We start from the raw sequence: 16,523 nt of genomic DNA on the forward strand, positions 1-16,523 counted from the left end.
GTGATACACGTTCGGCATCGCTCGATGCGTTCTTCGTGTTGGACAGGTATCGTTCGCGTCTCCTATCGTCCGAGGCAGGCACCCCTGCCCAGACGGAGGAGGACGGGACATTGGCGCAGCTCACCGGCGAGATGGTGATCGGCTTCGAGCGCGTCGCCGGGACGGGGCGGGCGATCACCGCCGTCGATCCCCGCACGGGCGAACGCCTCGATCCCGCCTACGGCTACGGCGGGGACGCGGAGGTGGACCGCGCGTGCGCGCTGGCGGCGGAGGCCTTCGACGCCTACCGGGCCACGAGCGCCGAGGAACGCGCCGCGTTCCTGGACGCGATCGCCGCGAAGCTCGACGACCTGGCGGGCACGCTCGTCCCGCGGGCCATGTCCGAGACCGGGCTGCCCGAGGCGAGGCTGACCGGCGAGGTCGCCCGGACCACCGGGCAGCTGCGCCTGTTCGCGTCCGACCTGCGGGCCGCCGAGCCGCTGACCGGCGTCGATCCGGGGGGCGAGGCCGGGCCCGAGATCCGGCAGGGGCGGGTTCCGCTCGGCCCGGTCGTGGTGTTCGGGGCCAGCAACTTCCCGTTCGCGTTCTCCGTGGCCGGCGGCGACACGGCGTCGGCGCTCGCGGCGGGATGCCCGGTGATCGCGAAGGCGCATGACGCCCATCCCGGGACGTGCGAGCTCGTCGGGCGGGCCGTGTCGGACGCCGTCCGCGAGGCCGGGCTGCCCGAGGGCGTGTTCTCGATGCTGTACGGGGACGGCCCGACGCTGGGCATCGCGCTCGTCACCGACCCGCGCGTCCAGGCGGTCGGCTTCACCGGGTCGCGGACGGCGGGGCTGGCGATCGCGAAGGCGGCGGCGGGCCGCCCGCGGCCGATCCCGGTCTACGCGGAGATGAGCAGCGTCAACCCCGTCTTCCTGCTGCCGGACGCCCTCGCGGAGAACGCCGGGGACCTGGCCGAGCAGTACGCCGGCTCCGTGACGCTCGGCGCCGGGCAGTTCTGCACCAACCCGGGGCTCGTGTTCGCGGTGAAGGGCGCCGACCTCGACACGTTCCTGGACGCGGCGGCGAAGGCGATCGAGGCCGACCCCGGGGCGCCGATGCTCACGCCGGGCATCGCCCGCGCCTACGCCGAGGGCGTCGGGCGGCTCGAAGACCATCCGCACGTGGAGGTCCTCGCACGAGGACGGGAACCGGACGCGGCGGCGGGGTGCCGCGCGGCTCTCGCGGCGGTCGACGCCGAGCACTTCGGCCCCGATCTCGAAGCGGAGATCTTCGGTGCGTGCTCCCTGGTCGTCCGGTGCGACGACCTCGACCAGGTGATCGCCCTGGCCCGCGGGCTGGAGGGGCAGCTGACCGCGACGATCCACGGTTCGGGCGAGGCCGCCGCGCGGCTGCTGCCCGTCGCGGAGCGGCTGGCCGGGCGGATCCTGTGGGGCGGGTGGCCGACGGGGGTGCGGGTCGGGCACGCGATGGTCCACGGCGGCCCGTTCCCGGCGACGTCCGACGCGCGGACGACGTCCGTGGGGAGCCTCGCCATCGAGCGCTTCCAGCGTCCGGTCGCCTACCAGGGCGTGCCGCGATGAGCACGCCGGTCGTCACCGAGATGCGGGTCGTGTCCGTCGCCGGGCGCGACAGCATGCTCCTCAACCTGGGCGGCGCGCACGGCCCGTTCTTCACCCGGAACCTGGTGCTGCTCACCGACTCGTCCGGGAACACCGGCGCCGGGGAGGTGCCGGGCGGCGAGGGCATCCGGCGGGCGCTGGAGGACGCCCGGGAGCTGGTCGTCGGCAGGCCCATCGGCCGGTCGGACGAGATCCTCAACGCCTTCCGCGCGACGTTCGGGCACCTGGACGCGGGCGGGCGCGGCGCGCTGACGCACGACACCCGGATCGCGGTCCACGCGCTGACCGCGATCGAGTCGGCGCTGCTGGACCTGATGGGACGGTTCCTGGACGTGCCGGTGGCGGCGCTGCTCGGCGACGGCGTCCAGCGCAGGACGGTCCCGATCCTCGGCTACCTGTTCTACATCGGTGACCGGAACAAGACCGACCTCCCGTACGAGGCGCCGCCGGAGGGCGCGGACGGCTGGCTGCGGCTGCGGCGCGAGGAGGCCCTCACTCCCGAGGCGATCGTCCGGCTGGCGGAGGCCGCCCAGGAGCGGTACGGGTTCGCCGACTTCAAGCTCAAGGGCGGCGTCCTGCGCGGGGACGAGGAGGCCGAGGCGGTGCGGGCGCTCGCCGAGCGGTTCCCCGAGGCCCGCATCAACCTGGACCCGAACGGCGCCTGGTCGCTGGAGGAGGCGATCCGGATCGGCACCGGGCTCCGGGACGTCCTCGCCTACGCCGAGGACCCGTGCGGCGCCGAGCCGGACTTCTCGGGGCGGGAGACGATGGCGGAGTTCCGCCGCGCCACCGGCCTGCGCACCGCCACCAACATGATCGCGATCGACTGGCGGCAGCTCGGCCACGCGATCCGGCTGGACTCGGTGGACATCCCGCTCGCCGACCCGCACTTCTGGACGCTGCGCGGCTCGGTCCGGGTGGCGCAGCTGTGCGAGGCGTGGGGCCTGACCTGGGGTTCGCACTCCAACAACCACTTCGACGTGTCGCTGGCGATGTTCACCCACGTCGCGGCGGCCGCGCCAGGGGAGATCACCGCGATCGACACGCACTGGATCTGGCAGGACGGGCAGCGGCTGACCAGGGAGCCGTTCCCGATCGTGGACGGTGCGATCGGCCTCCCCGGCCGGCCCGGTCTCGGCATCGACATCGACGAGGAGCGGATCGAGGAGGCGCACCGCCTGTATCTCCGGTACGGACTGGGCGACAGGGACGACGAGGCCGCGATGGAGTATCTGGTCCCGGGCTGGACGTTCGACCCGAAGCGCCCCTGCCTCGTCAGGGGCTGAACCCGCTGCGGGTAGCATCAGGCGACCCCGGTTCCCCCGTATCCCCAGGCGAGGACATGCAGCAGATGCCCGAGGCCGAGTACCGGCACGTCTACGAGTTCAAGATCCGGTTCGGCGACATCGACTCCCAGGGCCACGTGAACAACGTGAAGTTCCTCGGCTACCTGGAGGACGCGCGGCTGGAGATGTTCCACGGTGACCCGGTGCGGAAGGGGGAGAAGCCCGTCCGCGGGATGGTGATCTCCCGGCACGAGATCGACTACCGGATGCCGCTGCTGCCGACCGTGTACCCGATCCGGGTGGAGACGTGGGTGACCGAGGCCCGCGCGGCGTCGTTCAAGCTGGCCTACGAGGTGCGGGACGACGAGCACGTGTACGCCGAGGCGACCTCGACGCTCGTCGCGTTCGACGTCGAAGCGAACCGGCTGCGACGGTTCACCCCGGAGGAGCGGGAGTTCATCGGGCGCTACGTGGTGCCCGGCGCATGACGGCCCTCGCCGGCCCGCCTCCTGCCCTGGACGGACGCCGGTCCGGGGTGCGGCTGCGGGTGGCCCAGGTGGCGGACGCGGAGGCCCTGGCGGCGTTGTACGGGGCGAACCGGGAGTACCTGCGTCCCTGGGAGCCGGAACGGGACGACGCGTACTACACGGTGGAGGGCCAGCGCGACAACCTGCACGATCTGGTCGAGGCGTACGCGGCGGGGGAGATGTGGCCGGCCGTCATCCTCGTCGGGGACGAGGTCGCCGGGCGGATCACGCTCAACAACGTCCTGCGCGGACCGCTCCAGAGCTGCTTCGTCGGCTACTGGGTGGCGCGGGCGCACGCCGGGCGGGGTGTCGCCACCGAGGCGCTCGGCCAGGCGCTGGACGTGGCCTTCGGCGCGCTGCGCCTGCACCGTGTGGAGGCGTTCACGAGAGTCGACAACCACGCGTCCCAGCGCGTTCTGGAACGCAACGGGTTCACGCCCGTGGGAACGGCGCGGCGCCACATTCATCTGGACGGGCGCTGGCACGACGAACGGCTTTTCGAGTGCCTTGCCCCGTGGGACGACGGAATCGCCCTCGTTCCACCGACCTGATCAGGGAAGTCCGTACTGCCCTGGTGACAACTGCGCCGTCACGGATAGGTAACAAGCGCAACAGCGATCCGTTTTCGGCCCACTTCTCCCTCTAGTGTCGCGACGCGAATGTGGAGAACCCACGTGAAAGGGGCACAATGCGGCGCGTCTCACGAGGAGCGATGGCACTGCTGCTCGCCGCCGGCATGACCGGGGCGGGCGCCAGCGGGGCGCAGGCGGTCACGACCCGGGCGGGCACCGCCCCGGCGGGTGCCGCCCAGACGGGCGACATCCTCGCCCAGCTCAAGGCGATCCCCGGGATGCAGGTCACGGAGAAGGCCTCGACCCTGCCGGGCCACCGCTGGTTCTGGCTGGAGTACAGGCAGCCGGTCGACCACCGCAACCCGCGCGGGCAGTGGTTCGAGCAGCGCATCATGCTGCAGCACAAGGCGGCCGACCGTCCGATGGTGCTCTACACCAGCGGCTACGACACGCCGGAAGTGATGTTCACGTCCGAGCCGACGGCGCTGGTGGACGGGAACCAGATCTCGGTCGAGTACCGGTACTTCACCCCGTCGCGTCCCGAGCCGACGGACTGGACGAAGGACACGATCTGGCAGGCCGCCACCGACGAGCACCGGCTGATCCGCGCCCTCAAGACCATCTACAAGGGCAAGTGGATCTCGACGGGCGCCAGCAAGGGCGGCATGACGGCCGTCTACCACAAGCGGTTCTACCCGCGCGATGTCGACGGCAGCGTCGTGTACGTCGCGCCGAACGACGTCAGCAACAACGACGACCGCGCCTACGACAAGTTCTTCCAGACGGTCGGCAACGACCCCGAGTGCCGCGCCCACGTCAAGGCGCTGGCCCGCGAATTCCTCAAGCGCCGCCCGGCGATGCTCGAACGTTTCAAGGCCGCCGCCGACGAGAACGGCTGGACGTTCACCATCCTGCGCACGCAGGACCGCGCGTTCGAGAACTCGGTGATGGACTACGAGTGGGCGTTCTGGCAGTACAGCCTGCAGGCCGACTGCGCGGACCTTCCCGCGGTGAACGCCTCCGACGACGAGCTCTACAAGACGCTCGACACGATCTCCGGGCTGTCGTTCTACAGCGACCAGGGGCTCTCCCCGTACATCCCGTACTACTACCAGGCGGGTACGCAGCTCGGCTGGCCGTCGCCGAAGTTCAAGCACCTGCGCCCGCTGCTGCGGTACGAGAGCAGCTACCAGCCGCGCACCTACGTCCCGCGTGACATCCCGATGCGGTTCGACAACGGGCGGGCCATGCGCGACATCGACCGCTGGGTGCGCGGGAACGCGAACCACATGCTGTTCCTGTACGGCTCCAACGACCCGTGGGGCGCCGAGCCGTTCCGCCTCGGGCACGGCAGCCGCGACTCGGCCGTCTACGTCGCCCAGGGCATGAACCACAGCGGCCGCATCATCACCGCGCTGCCCGCCGACGAGCAGTCGAAGGCGATCGCCTACGTCCAGCGCTGGGCGGGCGTCGAGGCCGGCGCGCAGATGCTGAAGTCCGCCCCGCTCGCGGACGACCCGCTCCAGCTCCAGCGTCCTCCGCTGTAGCCGGCACATCCGGAGCGAACTCGCGGTGTGCCGCCCGTGCACTGACCCCTTGCACGGCGCGGCACACCGCGTTCGCTTGCCTGCCCCTTGCGACGAAGCGCGCTGGACGCGTTCATGGGGTTTCGAGCCAGGCCGCCGTGTTTCCGGGAAGCAGGTCGCCGTACAGCGGGGTGCTGGTCAGCAGCGGCGTGCCCGCCGGGACGCGCACGGGATTCTCCCCGAAGTTGAGGGCGACCGTGAGCGGCCCGCGGCGGAAGAACAGCGCCGTTTCGGGGGAGTCGAGCCACTCCACGTCCTCCGGAAGCCCGTCCCGCAGGCGGCGGCGCAGCGCGAGCGCCTCGCGGTACCAGGCCAGCATGGAGGACGGGTCGGACGCCTGAGCCTGCGCGGTCTTGGACGCCCACCCCTCCGGCATGGGCAGCCAGGGCCGGACGCCGTCGGGGGAGAACCCGTACGGCTCGACGGAACCCGACCAGGGCAGGGGCACGCGGCAGCCGTCCCGTCCTGCGAGCTCACCGTTCGTCCGGAACCAGATGGGGTCCTGGCGGGCCTCATCTGGCAGGTCGGTCACCTCTGGCAGTCCGAGTTCCTCGCCCTGGTACAGGTACGCCGACCCTGGAAGCGCCAGAAGTAACAGCAACGCCGCCTTGGCCCTGGCATAACCGGTACCGGGGACGCCTCCCGGCCGCTCGTAACGGGTGAGGTGGCGGACGGAGTCGTGACTGGACAGCACCCAGGTCGGGGCCGCCCCGGTAGGCGCGACGGCCTTCAGCGCGCCGTCGATGACCTCACGGAACGCCGCGGCCGACCACGGAGCCAGTTGCAGATCGAACTGGAAGACCTGGTGCAGTTCGTTGGGACGCAGGTAGAGCGCGAGGTCTTCCGGCCCGTCCGTCCACACCTCGCCTATCGCCATGCGGTCCCCGTCGTACCCGTCGAGGATCTGCCGCCACCTGCGGTACACGTCATGGACCTCCGGACGGCTGTAGATGGGGCCGTTCAGCGCGCGGCGGTCCTGCCCGCCGAGGTCGCGGAACGACTCGTCCTTGAACAGCCCGGCGGCGACGTCGATGCGGAAGCCGTCCACCCCGCGGCCGAGCCAGAACCGCAGGATGTCCTCGAACTCGAACCGCACCTCCGGGTTGCGCCAGTTGAAGTCCGGCTGCTCGGGCGCGTACAGGTGCAGGTACCACTCGCCGTCGTCCAGCCGCGTCCAGGCCGGACCGCCGAACGCGGACGGCCAGTCGTTCGGCGGCACCTCACCGCCGGGACCATCCCCTGGCCTCCCGGACCGGAAGATGTAGCGCGACCGTGCGGGCGACCCCGGCGGCGCGGCCACCGCCTCGCGGAACCAGCGGTGCCGGTCGGACGAGTGGTTCGGGACGATGTCGACGATCAGCCGCATCCCGTGGGCGTGGACGTCCGCCACCAGGGCGTCGAAGTCGTCCAGCGTGCCGAAACGCGGATCGACGTCGCGGTAGTCGGCCACGTCGTAGCCGCCGTCCGCCAGCGGGGAGGTGTAGAAGGGGGTGAGCCACAGCGCGTCCACGCCCAGATCGCGCAGATGGCCGAGCCTCGACCGGATCCCTTGGAGGTCGCCCTCACCGTTCCCGTCGGAATCGGCGAAACTGCGGACGTAGATCTCGTACACGACGGCGTCGCGCCACCACGGGATTCGCGTCATACACGGCGATCTACCCGCTTATGCCGGAGCGTTCACCATGCTCTGCGCCGCCATCGTGAAGTAGCCCCACAGCTGCCGCTCCAGGTCGTCGGGGAGGCCCAGCTCGTCCACCGCGGCCCGCATGTGGCGCAGCCACGCGTCCCGCTCCGCCGACCCGATGACGAACGGGGCGTGCCGCATCCGCAGCCGCGGATGGCCGCGCCGCTGGCTGTAGGTGGTCGGGCCGCCCCAGTACTGGATGAGGAACAGCCGCAGCCTCTCCTCGGCGGGGCCGAGGTCCTCCTCGGGGTACATGGCGCGTAGTTCGGGGTCGCTCGCGACGCCCTGGTAGAAGCGGTGCACCAGGCGATGGAAGGTCTCCTCGCCGCCGACCGCCTCGTAGAAGGTCACCTGTTCAGCCATAGCGCCCCCCACCCTATGTGAGCCGCGCCCCGGTTCTCACCATGATCCACTATGGCGCGGGGGTGGCGACCGTGACGCCCGCCTCGTCGAACGCCCGCTTGACGCGCTCGCGCAGCTCGCGGGCGATGTCGCCCTGCTTGCCCGGCGCCGTCTTCAGCACGACGCGGATCACGATCGCGTCGCCCGCGAGGGCCTGGACGCCCCAGACCGACGGCTCCTCCAGGATCAGCTCGCTCCACGCCGAGTCGGCGGCCATCGTGTCGGCGGTGGCCTGGAGGATCTCCTTGACCTTCTCGGTGTCCTCGTGGATGTCGACCGGGATGTCCAGGACGGCGCGGCCCCAGTTCTGCGACTCGTTCCCGACCTTCTTGATCTCGCCGTTCGGGACGTACCAGACGATGCCGTCCACGTCCCGCATCCGGGTGACCCGCAGCGTGACCGCCTCGACCGTGCCCTTCGCGGTGCCCACGTCGATGAAGTCGCCCACGCCGTACTGGTCCTCCAGCAGCATGAACAGCCCGGCGAGGAAGTCCTTGACGATGTTCTGCGCACCGAAGCCGACCGCGACGCCGATGACGCTGGCGCTGGCCAGGATGGGGGCGAGGTTGAGGCCGAGCGAGCCGAGGATGCTGAACGCGGCCGTCCCCATGATGATGATGGACGCGACGGAGCGCAGCACCGAGCCGAGCGTCTGGGCGCGCTGCGCCCGCCGCTTGTTCAGCAGGGCCGGGCTGCCCTCGAAGACCGTCCGGGACCGCTCCCGGACCCTCTCCGACATGGTGCCCTCGGCCATCCGGAGCGTGACCCTGGTGATCATGCGGTGCGCGATGTTCTTCACGATCAGCGCGATCACGAAGGTGACGATGACCAAGAACAGGGTGCTGAGCGGCGTGTCGAGCCAGGTGGCGTAGAACCGGGTGAAGTCGACGCTGTGGCTGATGTTCCAGACGAGCCGGCACGTCGTGGTGGGGTCCTGGCTGTTGCAGGCCTTCTCGGGGGTGCCGTCCTGGGCCCAGGGCAGGACCCCGGCGGCCGGCGACGCGGCGAGCGACACGCTGAAGGGCGCGGCGAATGACATGTGTGGCAGACCCTCCCCGGCCGTTGTGGTGCCTCGACACCTCGCCGTGGACCCGCGGCGGGTACGAGCCCGATCGTAGGGGACGGGGCCGACCGGTTCGTACGGCGCCTGGGCGAGGTGACGCGAACCGGCCGGGGAGGGACTCCTGGCGAACGTGTCCCGCGGATCCGCGGCTGCCGCGCCGTTCCGCCGCGGCCCGCGGGACACGCCCGGTCTCGGGGGTTAGGAGCGTCCGCCGACCTCGTGGCGCAGCGGCTGGAGGACGTGCGCCAGCTTGAGGGCGGCGCCGCCCACGTCGTCGACGTGATGCATGCGCTCCCCCCACGACCACCAGAAGTAGTGGTCCTTGGTCTCGGGAGCCGGCGCGCAGGTCACGTCCTCCGCGAGGCTCGCGGCCTCGGGATTCACGACCCGCAGGAAGGCCGGGCCCGAGCGGGTCCGGACGACCCGGGCGACGAGCCCTCGCGTGTCGAGCTCGTGCTCCAGCTCCTCCAGGTAGCCGACGCGTCTGTCGCTGACCACCTCTCGCACCCCCTCCGTTAAGGCGAGCACACCTCTTGGCGAGCTCCGCGGCGGGCCCATCCTTGATCGACTCTGCGGATCCGTCCGGTCACTCGCCGCGAGAATTGCAACTCTCACGGTGGCCGGTCAAGAGACCGGCCGTCCCGCGAAGTACCGGATTACCCCACCTCAGGGGAAGGCTCCCTCCCTGCGGAGGAAGAATCTCTACCCGCGGGGGAGAAGGCGGCCCGCGGACCCCGCCGGTTCTCCCGAATCGCTTGGCCGGGAGTGTGACCAGGGTTACGCTGCGTGCGCGAGAGATTATCTGTCGTGGTCGTAAAGCGACCGGTCGCCGTGGCAGGGACGATCGTCCACCCCCGACGGGGCGGCGTCCCGATCCGACGGTGAGGAGGCCGGAGGATGTCGGATCCCCCCCGAAAAGAGACCGACGTGGCTCGCCGGATCCGCGCGCATGCCCTGGCCCGAGGTCGTTCCCCGGTCGAGATCGCGCAGGAGATCCACGAGCAGTGCGGGCCTCTGTTCGGCACGAGCCGGGTCAAGGCGCACCGCCTGGCCCACGGTGTCGCGCTGTCAGACATCGTGGCGCAGGTCAGGGCGCTCTACGAGGTCGACGGCAAGCCGCCGCCCCGGCTCGGGGAGACGCTGCTGTCCGCCTACGAGAGCGGGTACAAAAGGCCCGGTCCCGAGTACCTGCACTACCTCTGCGCCGTCTACCGGGTCGAACCGGACGCCCTCGACTACCAGAGTCCCTGCATCTGCGGCCGCGGCCACGCGGTCCGCACGGGCGCCGTGAGCGTCCCGCAGCCGCGCACGCCGGAACGGCGCGCGGCATCCGACCCCGGCGCCCTCGTCGGGGCCATCGTCCCCAGGAGCGAGGAGCGCCCCTGGGCAACCGTGAACGAGATCCGGGGCGCCGACCGCGCCGGCGCCCCCCTGACCATTGATGTAGGAGAGGAGGACATCGTGCTTCGTAGGACCCTTCTGCAACTTCTGGCCGGAGCGGGCGTGGCGCTCGACGGTCAGTTCCTGGGGGCGGTCGACAACCTGCGCCGCAAGATGGACGACACGCTCGTCGGCGCGACCGTCTCGCCGACCATGCTCGACCAGTGGGAGGAGACCACCTACGGTTACGGCCGCCAGTACCAGGCGACCCCTTCCCTCCGGATGCTCTGCGACGTGCTGCTCGACTTCAGCGAGGTGCGCCGCATGTGCGACAAGCGCCAGCCCGTCGAGTTGCAGGAACGGCTGTGCCGGATCGCCGCGCAGCTGTCCGGGCTGTCCGGCCTGATCATGATCAACCTGGGCGACCACCGGCTGGCCCGCTCGTTCTTCCGGACGGCGCGCACCGCCGCCGACGAGACCGGCGACCGGCAGCTGCGCGCCTGGGTGACCGTCCGGGAGTCGCTGGTGCCGATGTACTACGGCGACCCCCGGGAGGCGCTGCACCTGGCCCGCAAGGCGCAGGACCTCGCCGGCCGCACCCCCGGCGTCGCCGCCGCCATGGCCCCCGCCGTCGAGGCGCGCGCCCTCGGCATGCTCGCGATGCGCGGACGGGGCGACGCCGCCCCGAGCGCCCGCCGCGCCCTCGTCCGCGGACGCTCGGTCTTCGACCAGCTCTCCAAGACCGACACCTCCGACCTCGTGTTCGGGTTCACCGACCGGCAGATGGCCTTCTACGAAGGTGACACGTTCACCAATCTCGGCGACCACCAGCACGGCGACGAGGTGCTCAGCCACGCCCTCACCCTCTACGCGCCCACCGACCGCGTCGACCTGACCCTGGTGCGCCTCGACCGCGCGATGTGCAAGCTGCACGCCGGGGAGCCCCAGGCCGCGCTGACCGCGGGCCGGGAGGCCATCCTCGATCTGCCGACCGACCACCGGTCCGACATCCTCGTCCACCGGGCCCGGCAGATCGGCGCGGCCGTCAACGCCAAGTGCGGTGAGATTCCGGAGCTGAAGGACTTCTACGAGGCGCTGGCCGGCCCCTGGGTGAAGAGTCCGACCCAGAACCAGCCCGCGGTCCGCCCGGGTGAGCAGGTCTGACCGGGCATGGGCACGCCTGACAGCACGTCCTGGCGGGGCCACCCCACCCTCCTCCGCCTCCAGGACCAACCACCGGTGTGGAGCTATGGAGACCTGAGACTGCGCCGCTACAGCGCCCCCGACCACGGCACCGTCCTCGCCCTGCACCGCGCGGGCCTCGCCCAGGTCGGCCTGCGCCCCGGCGACGGCGTCTACTACGACCACGACTTCTTCCGGATGGAGGACATCTATCTCCGCAACGACGGCGAGTTCCTCGTCGGCGAGCTGGACGACCGGATCGTCGCGATGGGAGGTCTGCGCCGCGCCGACCTGATCCCCGGCGGCCACGCCCGCGCCTACGGCGGCTACGCGCCCGGCACCCCCGCCCTCGACGCGGTCGAGATGGTGCGGCTGCGCGTCCTGCCCGCCGTGCAGCGCCGCGGCTACGGCGCCGCCCTCGTCCAGGCCCTGGAGGAACGCGCCGCCGAGTACGGCTACCGCGTCCTCCGCGCCGACACCACCGAGCTCCAGGGCCCCGCCCTCGCCCTCTACCGCAGGTTCGGCTGGACGGAGACCCGCCGCGAGACCATCGGCGGCATCGTCAACATCTACCTGGAGAAACGGCTCCGCTGAGACCCCCGAGCCGCGGCGGCACCGGTAGCGCGGCCCGGTCCCGCCGCGGCTCCGGGTTTTTTGCTTTTTTCTCCTCCTTCGGGCCTGGCGGCCCACAATCAATACGAAACCCCCTCCTGGAGGCTTCCCAACCCCAGGAGGGGGCGTTCGTGGGCACGGTGTCCGTGCGTGTGGTGGGAGGGTAGCGCGAACCTCGGCAGCGTCCTAGAGGCTGGGGGGCGGGCGCCGTCCTCCGACCATCTGCATCAGAGGGTAGCGGCGTCGGCGGATTTCAGTGAATCCCCGGTCGGTGAGCGCGGCGGTGACTTCCTCGTCACCGAAGACGGTGAGTCCGGTGGTGTGGCGGAGGAGTTCACCGCCCACGCGGGTGGTGGGGACCCGGGACGGGCGCCGGGACGTGAGGATGACCAGGCGTCCGCCGGGTTTGAGGACGCGGGTCATCCCGTCGACGGCCGTCCACGGGTCGTCGAAGAGGTAGAGGGCGCCGAAGCAGCAGACGGCGTCGAACACGCCGTCGCGGAAGGGGAGGTCGGCCGCGTCGCCGCGCACGTAGCGGACGTCGTCGCCGGGCGCGGTGTCGGCGACGGCGCGGGCCAGCATGGTCTCGGACGCGTCGAGCCCGACGACCAGGCCGTCCGCGCCGATGCCGGCGGCGAGCGCGCGGGTGACGTTGCCGGGGCCGCAGGCCACGTCCAGCACGGTCGCGGGCGGGCGGGCCGCGTAGCCGGGGTGCGCGAGGCCGAGCCAGTCGCGGGCCATCGCGTGCTCTTCGGCGGTGTCGGGGCCGAGGGGCCAGCCCTTCGCCAGGTTGAACCCGACGGGCCGCCACACCTTCTCGTAGATGCGGGGGAGGAACCTCGACTCCATCACCGACTGGGCGAGCGACGGCGGCGCCTTGGGGGACGGGCCGAGCAGGTCGAGGTACCCGGCGGACACGTCCGGGACTTCCGGCGGTTCGCGGAGCAGGCCGAGTACGCGTTCCATGGTGCCGCGCACCATCGTCTCGCTCATCCCGTTATTAGACCATCCGTCAACTCGTCCGGCCCGCCGGGGTCCAGGGAGAGGCCGGTCTGCGCGGCCATGAAGGTGAGCGTGTCGGTCATCAGATCCACCGACCGGCTCACCGACCGGGCGGAATGCCCCACTTCCGCCTCGTCCCGCAGCAGGATCGGCGCGTCCGACGCCGTCGCGTGCTGCAGCGCCGCGCACAGCTTGCGGGCGTGCAGCGGATCCACCCGGGTGTCGCTGCCGAAGGTCGTGAACAGGACGGCCGGGTAGGCGGTCCCGGCGTGGACGTGGTGGTAAGGCGAGTAGCCGATGAGCCAGCCGAACTCCTCGGGGTCGTCGGCCGTCCCGTACTCGTCGTTCCACGTCTGGCCGAGGCCGAACCGCTCGTACCGCACCATGTCCAGCAGCGGCGCCGAGCAGACGACGGCGCGGTACAGGTCGGGACGCTGGGTGAGGGCGGCGCCGACCAGGAGCCCGCCGTTGGACCCGCCGGAGATCGCCAGCTGCGACGGCGTCGTCAGGCCGTCCGCGATCAGCTTCTCGGCGGCGGCGTGGAAGTCGTCGAACACGTTCTGCTTGTGCTCCCGCATGCCCGCGCGGTGCCACTCCTCGCCCTCCTCGGACCCGCCGCGCAGGTTCGCGACCGAGTACACGCCGCCGGCCTCGACCCACGCGAGGATGCTCGCCGAGTAGGCCGGCGTGAGCGAGATGTTGAAGCCGCCGTATCCGTAGAGGATCGCGGGCCGGGGGCCGGACAGCCCCGGGCGGGACGCGACGAGCATCCGCACCTGCGTCCCGTCCCGCGAGGTGTAGACGACCTGGCGCGTCTCGATGTCCGGAACGTCGACCGTCCCCGGCGCGGACGCCCACAGGGCCGTCTCCCCGGTGCGCGCGTCGTACCGCATCACCGACGACGGCGTCACGTTGTCGGTGTAGCCGAACCACGCCTCGTGCCCGCCCTCGGGACGCTCGATGATCCCGCCGATCGAGCCGAGCCCGGGTGTCGGGACGGTCCCGATCCGTTCCCCCGACTCCAGGTCGTGCACGGTGATCTCGCTGACCGCGTGGCGCGTCCAGCCGGCCAGCAGCACCGGCGAGTCGAGGCCGTCGAGGATCGCGTAGTCGCTGAGGACGGCCTCCGGGTCCTGCGGCACGAGGTCGCGCCACGTCCCGTAGGACAGGTCGGACGGGTCGGCGACGCACAGCCGGGAGCGGGGCGCGTCGCGGTCGGTGAAGACGTACGCGCGGCCGTCGCGTCCCACGTGCACGCTGGTCTCGGCGTCGACGCCCTCCTGCACGGCCCGCAGGGCGGGCGCCTCCGGCGAGGACGCCGACAGGTCCGCGATCCACAGGTCGTTGCGCGGCGCCGTGCCCTGCGACGCCGAGATCGTGAGCCAGCGCCCGTCGCGGCTCACCCCGACCCCGTAGTAGTCGGTCTTGTCCCGCCCCTCACCGAAGATCAGGACGTCGTCGGTGTCGGGCTCGGTGCCGACGCGGTGCAGGTAGACGCGCCGGTGGTACTGCTCCTCGCCCTCCGGGACGTCCCGCGCGGGCAGCCGCCGCGTGTAGTAGTACGCCGCGCCGCCCGGCAGCCACGCGACCGACGAGTAGCGGGCCCGGTCGATCGGCCCCTCCACCCGCGCCCCGGTCGCGACGTCCATCACGTACAGCAGCGACTCCTCGTCCCCGCCGGTCGAGATCTTGTACGCCAGCAGGCGGCCCTCCTTGTCGGGCTGCCAGCCGTCCAGCGTCGTCGTCCCGGCGGGATCGAGGGCCATCGGGTCGACCAGGACCCGCTCGGACCCGTCCGGATCGACCGTGTAAAGCACCGGATGCTCCTGCTCGGCGCTGCGGCGGGTGAAGAACCGCCGCTCGCCCCGCCACACCGGAGACCCGACGCTCCCCGCACCGAGCAGTTCCACGAGCCGCGCCCGCAGCCGCTCCCGCCCCGGCAACGCGTCCACGACCTTGTGGAACAGCCGGTCCTGCGCGGCGAGCCATTCCCTGGTCTCGTCGCTGCCGGCGTCCTCCAGCCAGCGGTACGGGTCCGCGACCCGGTGACCGTGGATGTCCTCGACGATGTCCTGGCGCTGCGCGGGCGGATACGGCGTCATGAATGCACCTTATTGGCCGCCCGTGGTGGACGCTCCCACCAGGACATGCGTTCGAGTCGCCCCCGGCGGGGGATGAATGGGGTAGCGAACGGGCTCCCTCAGACGCCACACTGATGTGGTCGGGTCGCCCCTGGGGAGGTCCTCATGGCGAGTGAGCAGGTGCCGGAGACGATAATCGGGCCTCGGTGGGAGGCGCGCCCAGACGCGCCCACCGAGGCGACAGACCAGCAGAGCCCGGTGGAGGGCGTCTGATGAGACAGGTCCTCCTCCTGAACGCGACGTACGAACCACTGACCACGCTCCCGCTCAGGCGGGCCGTCTGCCTCGTGCTTCGCGAGAAGGCGGAGATCGTCCATCACGACACCTCCGGCGCCGTGCTCCACTCCGCCACGATGACGGTCGAGGTCCCCTCCGTCATCCGCCTCCGCCGCTACGTCCGGATCCCGTTCCGCACCCGCGTCCCCCTCACCCGCGCCGCGCTGATGCGCCGCGACAACTTCCGCTGCGTCTACTGCGGCCGCCGCGCCGAGACGATCGACCACGTCCACCCGCGCAGCCGCGGAGGCAAGCACGTCTGGGAGAACTGCGTCGCCTCCTGCATGACCTGCAACCACAGCAAGGCCGACCGCCTCCTGTCCGAACTCGGCTGGACCCTCAGCGTCACCCCCGCCGTCCCCCGAGGCGCCCACTGGCGCCTCATCGGCCTGGTCCACGACGGCGACCCCCAATGGGCCCCCTACGTCACCGAACCAGCGGCGTGATCTCCCCGGGGGGCGACCCCCTGAAACCCCCGTCACGAGCCGCTCCACGCGCCTGCCCGTAATGGTGGCTGAGGTCGACTCCAAGGGGGCCGGTCCGGGGGCGTTATTCTTGGGGCGTGCCTCGTTATGACTATCGCTGCCGTGCGTGCGGGTCGACCTTTGAGGTGTCCCGGCCGATGATCAACGCTTCCGATCCGGCGCCTTGTCCGGACGGGCATGACGACACGGTGAAGCTGCTCTCGACGGTCGCCGTCACCGGTGCGGCACGGCCTGCCGCGTCCCCACCGGCCGGTGGGGGCTGCTGCGGTGGAGGGTGCTGCTCCTCCTAGCCGTTCTGGGCGGCGCGCAGCGCGCGGCCGGTGGCCGCGGCGTCGTAGTCCTCCGGGACGCCCTGGAGGAGGACGGCCGTGCCCGGGATGTTGTCGGTGCGCATCGGCAGGATCGCCTGGTAGGCGTCCGATTCGTACCAGGCGCGGGCGCTGTCCATGTCGGGGAACTCGATCAGCACGTAGCCGCCGTCCAGCGGGCCCTCGATGACCTCGGCGGCCGTGTTGTGGACGAGGAAGCGGCCGCCGAACGGGTCCATGGTGGCCTGAATGCGCTCCATGTAGGTGAAGACGTCGTCGTGCAGCGGCGACGTGGGGCGCAGGTGGGCGAGGGCGTAGGCGGTCATCGGGATCTCCTTGAGCGGTGGGCGCCGGCCTGTCCGGCACCCACCACTCTGGCGCCCGCAGGGAATGCG

At 71.5% G+C, this 16,523-nt stretch carries 16 protein-coding genes; 9 read left to right on the forward strand and 7 right to left on the reverse strand.

All coding sequences use genetic code 11. The features are described from left to right. Positions 1-110 precede the first annotated feature (110 nt). The 5 genes from ABGB11_RS12520 (at position 111) to ABGB11_RS12540 (ending at position 5,554) form a co-directional block, all read left to right on the forward strand. Positions 111-1,583, forward strand: coding sequence for an aldehyde dehydrogenase (NADP(+)) (locus ABGB11_RS12520; protein ID WP_347632069.1), 1,473 nt, complete (start codon positions 111-113; stop codon positions 1,581-1,583). Further along, complete coding sequence (locus ABGB11_RS12525) at positions 1,580-2,908, forward strand: enolase C-terminal domain-like protein (protein WP_347632071.1); 1,329 nt, start codon at positions 1,580-1,582, stop codon at positions 2,906-2,908. Before ABGB11_RS12520 ends, ABGB11_RS12525 begins: the two co-directional genes overlap by 4 nt. 56 nt (positions 2,909-2,964) lie before the next feature. Beyond that, positions 2,965-3,396, forward strand: a complete 432-nt coding sequence (locus ABGB11_RS12530; protein ID WP_347632073.1) for a thioesterase family protein — start codon at positions 2,965-2,967, stop codon at positions 3,394-3,396. Further along, entirely contained in the window at positions 3,393-3,986 is a 594-nt protein-coding gene (locus tag ABGB11_RS12535; protein ID WP_347632075.1) for a GNAT family protein, read from the forward strand. The genes ABGB11_RS12530 and ABGB11_RS12535 overlap by 4 nt, the downstream gene beginning before the upstream one ends. Positions 3,987-4,147: 161 nt before the next feature. Then, positions 4,148-5,554, forward strand: a complete 1,407-nt coding sequence (locus tag ABGB11_RS12540; RefSeq protein ID WP_347632077.1) for a S28 family serine protease — start codon at positions 4,148-4,150, stop codon at positions 5,552-5,554. Between the two features lie 112 nt (positions 5,555-5,666). Here ABGB11_RS12540 and ABGB11_RS12545 read toward each other — a convergent pair whose 3' ends face one another. The 4 genes from ABGB11_RS12545 to ABGB11_RS12560 form a co-directional block, all read right to left on the reverse strand. After that, positions 5,667-7,238 (reverse strand): glycoside hydrolase family 13 protein, encoded by a 1,572-nt coding sequence (locus ABGB11_RS12545; protein ID WP_347632079.1) that lies wholly within the window; start codon positions 7,236-7,238, stop codon positions 5,667-5,669. 18 nt (positions 7,239-7,256) lie between these two features. Continuing rightward, entirely contained in the window at positions 7,257-7,640 is a 384-nt protein-coding gene (locus ABGB11_RS12550) for a globin (RefSeq protein WP_347632081.1), read from the reverse strand. A gap of 49 nt (positions 7,641-7,689) precedes the next feature. Beyond that, positions 7,690-8,718, reverse strand: a complete 1,029-nt coding sequence (locus tag ABGB11_RS12555; protein ID WP_347632083.1) for a mechanosensitive ion channel family protein — start codon at positions 8,716-8,718, stop codon at positions 7,690-7,692. 222 nt (positions 8,719-8,940) lie between these two features. Then, positions 8,941-9,240: a hypothetical protein gene (locus ABGB11_RS12560; protein ID WP_347632085.1), complete on the reverse strand. Its 300-nt coding sequence runs from the start codon at positions 9,238-9,240 to the stop codon at positions 8,941-8,943. A gap of 429 nt (positions 9,241-9,669) precedes the next feature. Here ABGB11_RS12560 and ABGB11_RS12565 point away from each other — a divergent pair, with 429 nt between their 5' ends. Together ABGB11_RS12565 and ABGB11_RS12570 are read left to right on the forward strand one after the other, a co-directional pair. Beyond that, positions 9,670-11,286 carry an XRE family transcriptional regulator gene (locus tag ABGB11_RS12565; protein WP_347632087.1) on the forward strand — a complete coding sequence of 539 codons (1,617 nt, stop codon included), beginning with the start codon at positions 9,670-9,672 and terminating at the stop codon, positions 11,284-11,286. Between the two features lie 6 nt (positions 11,287-11,292). Continuing rightward, on the forward strand, positions 11,293-11,898 hold the full coding sequence (locus ABGB11_RS12570; RefSeq protein WP_347632089.1) for a GNAT family N-acetyltransferase: 606 nt from the start codon (positions 11,293-11,295) through the stop codon (positions 11,896-11,898). Between the two features lie 204 nt (positions 11,899-12,102). On the opposite strand, the gene ABGB11_RS12575 is transcribed toward ABGB11_RS12570, so the two are convergent. Beyond that, positions 12,103-12,909: a methyltransferase domain-containing protein gene (locus tag ABGB11_RS12575; protein ID WP_347632091.1), complete on the reverse strand. Its 807-nt coding sequence runs from the start codon at positions 12,907-12,909 to the stop codon at positions 12,103-12,105. After that, entirely contained in the window at positions 12,906-15,020 is a 2,115-nt protein-coding gene (locus ABGB11_RS12580; RefSeq protein ID WP_347632093.1) for a prolyl oligopeptidase family serine peptidase, read from the reverse strand. The genes ABGB11_RS12575 and ABGB11_RS12580 overlap by 4 nt, the downstream gene beginning before the upstream one ends. A 251-nt stretch (positions 15,021-15,271) precedes the next feature. Here ABGB11_RS12580 and ABGB11_RS12585 point away from each other — a divergent pair, with 251 nt between their 5' ends. After that, a complete protein-coding gene (locus ABGB11_RS12585) occupies positions 15,272-15,781 on the forward strand; it encodes an HNH endonuclease (RefSeq protein WP_347632095.1) in 510 nt (169 codons plus the stop codon). Between the two features lie 116 nt (positions 15,782-15,897). Beyond that, positions 15,898-16,110: a zinc ribbon domain-containing protein gene (locus ABGB11_RS12590; protein ID WP_081842740.1), complete on the forward strand. Its 213-nt coding sequence runs from the start codon at positions 15,898-15,900 to the stop codon at positions 16,108-16,110. Here ABGB11_RS12590 and ABGB11_RS12595 read toward each other — a convergent pair. Next, complete coding sequence (locus tag ABGB11_RS12595; protein ID WP_347632097.1) at positions 16,107-16,454, reverse strand: DUF1330 domain-containing protein; 348 nt, start codon at positions 16,452-16,454, stop codon at positions 16,107-16,109. The genes ABGB11_RS12590 and ABGB11_RS12595 overlap by 4 nt on opposite strands. Positions 16,455-16,523 lie beyond the last annotated feature (69 nt).

This window comes from Actinomadura sp. B10D3, from assembly GCF_039871695.1.
Lineage (GTDB): Bacteria > Actinomycetota > Actinomycetes > Streptosporangiales > Streptosporangiaceae > Spirillospora > Spirillospora madurae.